Origin of the sequence: Mesorhizobium sp. M4A.F.Ca.ET.022.05.2.1 (assembly GCF_003998845.1) — a bacterium.
GTDB lineage: Bacteria > Pseudomonadota > Alphaproteobacteria > Rhizobiales > Rhizobiaceae > Mesorhizobium.
In genome coordinates this window covers 1-5,359 of sequence record NZ_RZOJ01000412.1, presented here as the reverse complement: position 1 = coordinate 5,359, position 5,359 = coordinate 1, and the positions used below count along the sequence as shown (strand labels likewise).

General features: G+C 66.9%; 4 protein-coding genes. All 4 read right to left on the bottom strand.

Features of this window, described 5'->3' with window-relative positions:
- Positions 1-236: 236 nt before the first annotated feature.
- On the bottom strand, positions 237-860 hold the full coding sequence (locus EN745_RS29195) for a sarcosine oxidase subunit gamma family protein (RefSeq protein WP_127405681.1): 624 nt from the start codon (positions 858-860) through the stop codon (positions 237-239).
- Positions 853-3,837: a sarcosine oxidase subunit alpha gene (locus EN745_RS29190; protein ID WP_127422837.1), complete on the bottom strand. Its 2,985-nt coding sequence runs from the start codon at positions 3,835-3,837 to the stop codon at positions 853-855. Before EN745_RS29190 ends, EN745_RS29195 begins: the two co-directional genes overlap by 8 nt.
- On the bottom strand, positions 3,837-4,112 hold the full coding sequence (locus tag EN745_RS29185; RefSeq protein ID WP_127422836.1) for a sarcosine oxidase subunit delta: 276 nt from the start codon (positions 4,110-4,112) through the stop codon (positions 3,837-3,839). The genes EN745_RS29190 and EN745_RS29185 overlap by 1 nt, the downstream gene beginning before the upstream one ends.
- Before the next feature lie 10 nt (positions 4,113-4,122).
- The coding region (locus EN745_RS29180; protein ID WP_127422835.1) for a sarcosine oxidase subunit beta family protein at positions 4,123-5,359 on the bottom strand (1,237 nt) is incomplete at its 5' end.

The window sequence follows — 5,359 nt, the reverse complement described above, 5'->3', positions numbered from 1 at the left end:
GTGTGTGAAATTAGTTTAGCAGCAAGAATAGCAGCGGGGTTGGATTTGGCAAGGTGGAGATGGCGCCGGCTCCTCCTTCTCCCCCTGTGGGAGAAGGTGTCGCCGAAGACGACGGATGAGGGGTGCGCGAAGGAACGCCGGCGTCTCACTCCGTCGCGCACCTCTGATCCGTCTCGGCGCTAACGCGCCGATCCACCTTCTCCCACAGGGGGAGAAGGAGAGTGCGCGCACATGCGCTACACCAGTTCCTCGGAATGCGCGATCGTAACGCCATACTCCGCAGCCGAATCGAGAATGGTGTGCCAGAGACTTTCGGCGAAGGTCGAAAACACCAGCAGGTTGAACACCGCCTGTCCGCCGCGATCACCACCCCGCCACAGCGTGACGCTGGTGTGATCCATCGAGGTTGCAGCAGCGGAGCCAATCGCAAACACATAGGGATGCAGATCAATCGACGATAGCTTGGCGAGCATTGCGCGCGCTCTCTGCCCGGATGCGCTGATCAGCACGCGCGCATGCGACTGGTCGGAAAGCGAAGCCGAACCGGCAAAGACCGAGGCAAGCGCCTCAATCCCGTGCCTGCCGCCCTTCGACAGCACGAAAAACTGATCCGGTCCGGACCAGATCAGCGTCGCGTCGGCGGTGCCGACCGCCTTCGGCGTTTCCGGCGTCGCCGCGCCGAAGCGAGCCTTCGAGGCCCTGGCCATGTCGGCGGCCTTGCCGCGCCGCGCCATGATCTGCACGAGGTCGAAATTTCGGATCTCGGTCAGCGCCACGCCGGCTTCGCCTTGCGCGCCATAAGGGCCGGCGACCAGCGCGCGGTCCAGCGGGCTGCGGACGTCCCAGGAAAACTCAGCCACGCTGGCGCCCTCCTTCCGGATCGTAGAAGACGGGATTGCAGAGTTCGACATCGTACTCCTCGCCGCGCAGCGGGTCGTGCGCGCGCACGATCTCGCCGATGCGCTCGCGGCCGCGTTCGACCAGCCCGAGCCCGATCCACTGGTCGAGTGTCGGCGAGAAGCAGGCCGAGGTGACATAGCCCTGGTCGTTGCCGGGGCCGGGGATCTCGCCCTTCGGAATGACATGCGCGCCGGAGCGCAGCCGCCGCGCCTTGTCGGTCGGCTTGATGCCGACGACCACCTGCCGGTCCGCCGCCACCAGCGCCTCGCGCCCGGCCATGACGCGGCCGATAAAATCCTTCTTGGTCGACATCATCTTGCCGAGGCCGAGATCGGCGGCGGTTGTGGTGCCGTTGAGCTCCGGCCCGGCGACATGGCCCTTCTCGACGCGCATCACGCCGAGCGCCTCGGTGCCATAGGGTGTCACGCCGAACGGTTTACCCGCGATCATCAGATTGCGCACTAGCGCCTCGCCGTAGCGCGCCGGCACCGAGATCTCGAACGCCATCTCGCCGGAGAACGAAATGCGGAACAGCCTGGCCTTGATGCCGCCGCGCAAGGCGACTTCGCGCGCGCCCATGAACGGAAAACCTTCGTTCGACAGGTCTTCCAAGGGATCGACAATTTCGCGAAGCAGGTCACGGGTCTTCGGCCCGGCGATTGAGAACTGCGCCCACTGGTCGGAGACCGAGGTCAACTGCAGGTCGAGCTCGGGGAACAGCACCTGGCGGCAGAATTCGAGATGCTGCATCACCAGCCCGGCCTTGGCGGTGGTGGTGGTGAGGAAATAGTGATCCTCGGCCAGCCGCGAGGTCGTGCCGTCGTCGTAGACGATGCCGTCTTCGCGCAGCATCAGCCCGTAGCGCGCCTTGCCGACGGCGAGGTTCGAAAAACTGTTGATGTAGACGCGGTCGAGGAAGACGCCGGCGTCGGGACCGTGCACGTCGATCTTGCCCAGCGTCGAGACATCGCAGAAGCCGACGCCGCCGCGCACCGCCTTGACCTCGCGGGTCACCGACTCCAGCCAGTCCTTTTCGCCCGCGCGGGGGTACCACTGCGCCCGTTTCCATAAACCGGTGTCGACGAACACCGCGCCCTGCTCGGCCGCCCAGTGATGCGACGGCGTCAGCCGCGTCGCATGGAAGGTCTCGTCGCGGTGGTGGCCGGCGAAGGCGCCGATGGCGACCGGCACATAAGGCGGCCGGTAGATCGTCGTGCCGGTTTCCGGGATCGATTTGCCGCTCACCGCCGCCATGATGGCGAGGCCGGCAATGTTGGAGGTCTTGCCCTGGTCGGTCGCCATGCCGAGTGTGGTGTAGCGCTTGAGGTGCTCGACCGATTCGAAACCTTCGCGCTGCGCCAGTTCGACATCGGAGGCGGTGACGTCGTGCTGCTGGTCGACGAAGGCCTTGCCCTTGCCAGCGACATGCCAGAGCGGGGTGAGCGAGAAGGTCTCGTCGTCGGCGATCGGCGATGAACCTGCGGTGCCGCCGCGCCCGCTATCGCTTGCGGCAGCGGCGCCGGCCTCAAACCCTTCGCGCAGGCAAGCGCTGAGGCCGAAGGCGCCGTTGGCGGCGCCTACGGCGACCATGCCGGGCGGCGCGCCGTTCGGCACGAACGCGGCGATGTCGTCGCGCCATTTCGGCCGGCCGCGATGATAGGAGGTCAGCCCGACCGAAGGATTCCAGCCGCCGGAGACGGCAAGCCCGTCGGCGTCGACCTCGGCGCGCGCGCCGCCGTTCAGCGAGACGGCGATCTTGCGCACGCCATCCTTGCCGCCGTCGACGCCGGTAACCGAACCGTTGAGCACCGCGAAGCCGTTCTTGGAAGCAAGCGCGCGATGAGCCGGCGAGACATCCGGCCGCGCGTCGATCACTGCCGCGACCTGCAGCCCTGTGCTGAGCGCCGTCTCGACCGTGCGCCAGCCATCCTCGTTGTTGGTGAACAGCGCGACGCGTTTTGCTGGCGTTGCTGCATAACGGCCGACATAGCTGCGCATGGCGGCCGCCATCATCACGCCGGGCGTGTCGTTGCCGGCAAAGACGATCGGCCGCTCGATCGCGCCCGCCGCGACAATGCTGCGCTTCGCCACGATGCGCCACAGCCGTTGCCGCACCTGGTGCTCCGGCGGCACCGACCGATGGTCGTTGACGCGCTCGATCGCGCCATAGGTGCCGCCGTCATAGACGCCGAACAGCGTCGTGCGCGTCATGATGCGGACATCGGGCATCGAGCCAAGCTCGTCCAGCGTGCGCGCGATCCATTCGGCAGCGGGCAGACCGTCGATCGTGCCGCCATCGGCGAGCAGGCGGCCGCCGAGGGCAAAATCCTCTTCGCAGAGGATGACGCGCGCGCCGCAGCGGCCGGCAGCCAACGCTGCCGCCAGTCCCGCCGGGCCGGAGCCTGCGATCAGCACGTCGCAATGCGCCCACGCCTTGTCGTAATGGTCGGGATCGGCGATACCGGCGGCGCGGCCCAGCCCCGCTGCGCGGCGGATCGCCGGCTCGTAGATCGCCTCCCAGAACTTTGCCGGCCACATGAAGGTCTTGTAGTAGAAGCCGGCGACGAAGATCGGCGCGAACAGCTGGTTGACCGACAGAAAATCGTGGCGCAGCGACGGCCAGCGGTTCTGGCTGGCGGCCTCGAGACCGTCATACAGTTCCGCTGTCGTCGCCTTGGTGTTCGGCTCGCGCCTGGCGCCGCTGCGCAATTCGACCAGCGCATTCGGCTCTTCCGATCCCGCCGTCAGGATGCCGCGCGGACGATGGTACTTGAACGAACGGCCGACCAGCTTGACGCCGTTGGCGACCAACGCCGAGGCCAGCGTATCGCCCTGGAAACCAAGCAGGGTCTTGCCGTCGAAGCGGAAGCTCAGCGGCGTCGAACGGTCGATGAGACCGCCATTCGCCAGCCGGTGTGTCTGCGCGCCGCCGACCATCACGCGCCAACCTTTGCGGCACCGGCGCCAGCCGCGGGCGCGACGGCTGAAATCTCATGCGTCAGCGTGTTGCGGGTGACCTTCAGCCAGGCCCGGCAACCGCCGCCATGATACCAGTGCTCGCTCATTGAGCCGGCGATGTTGTCGCGCAGGTAGACGTATTCATAGACGGCGTCCTCGCCGGCTTCCGGCGCTGGGCGTTGCGGCTTGGCGTCGCCGAGATAGGTGAACTCGCCGAGTTCGCGTTCGCCGCAGAAGGGACAGACTATGCGCATGGCAGGGCCTTCAGTGCAGGTTCGGTTGGGCGCCCTGGCCCTTTTCGTCGATCATTGCGCCACGCTGGAAGCGGTCCAGGCGGAAGCGCGCGGCTTCCTTGTGCGACTCATCGCGAGCGAGAAGATGGGCAAAGACCAGGCCGGAGCCGGGCGTCGCCTTGAAGCCGCCATAGCACCAGCCGGCATTGAGATAGAGCCCTTCCACAGGGCTCTTGTCGATGATCGGCGTGCCGTCCATCGACATGTCCATGATGCCGCCCCACTGGCGCAGCAGCCTGACGCGGCCGATCATCGGGATCAGCGCCATGCCGCCCTCGCAGACATCCTCCATGACCGGAAGGTTGCCGCGCTGGGCGTAGGAATTGTAGCCGTCGATGTCGCCGCCGAAGACCAGGCCGCCCTTGTCCGACTGGCTGACATAGAAGTGGCCGGCGCCGAAGGTCATGACATTGGGCAGCAGCGGCTTGATCGCTTCCGAGACGAAGGCCTGCAGCACATGGCTTTCGATCGGCAGGCGCAGGCCCGCCATGGCCGCGACGCGCGATGAGGAGCCGGCGACCGCCATGCCGACCTTGCCGGCGCCGATGCGGCCGCGCGAGGTCTCGACGCCGGTCACCTTGCCGTTGGCATCGCGCGTGAAGCCGGTGACCTCGCAGTTCTGGATGATGTCGACGCCGAGTTCGCTGGCCGCATGCGCGTAGCCCCACACGACGGCGTCGTGCCGTGCCGTGCCGCCGCGCCGCTGCAGCAGCCCGCCCTGCACGGGGAAGCGCGCATTGTCGAAGTTCAGGAACGGCATCATTTTCCTGACCGCCGCGAGGTCGAGCAATTCGGCGTCGATGCCGTTGATGCGCATGGTGTTGCCGCGCCGCGCATAGGCGTCGCGCTGGGCGTCGGAGTGGTAGAGGTTGATGACGCCGCGCTGGCTGACCATCGCGTTGTAGTTGAGGTCCTGCTCCATCCGCTCCCAGAGCTTCATCGACAATTCGTAGAAGCCGGTATTGCCGGGCAAGCCGTAGTTGGAGCGGATGATGGTGGTGTTACGGCCGGCGTTGCCGGAGCCGATCCAGCCTTTTTCCAGCACCGCGACGTTGCGCATGCCGAACTCGCTGGCGAGGAACCATGCCGTCGCCAGCCCGTGGCCGCCGCCGCCGATGATCACCACATCGTAGCGGCCCTTCGGGCTGGCGTCGCGCCAGGTGCGCTGCCAGTTCTTGTGGCCGGAGAGGGCGGCGCGGGCGAGCGAG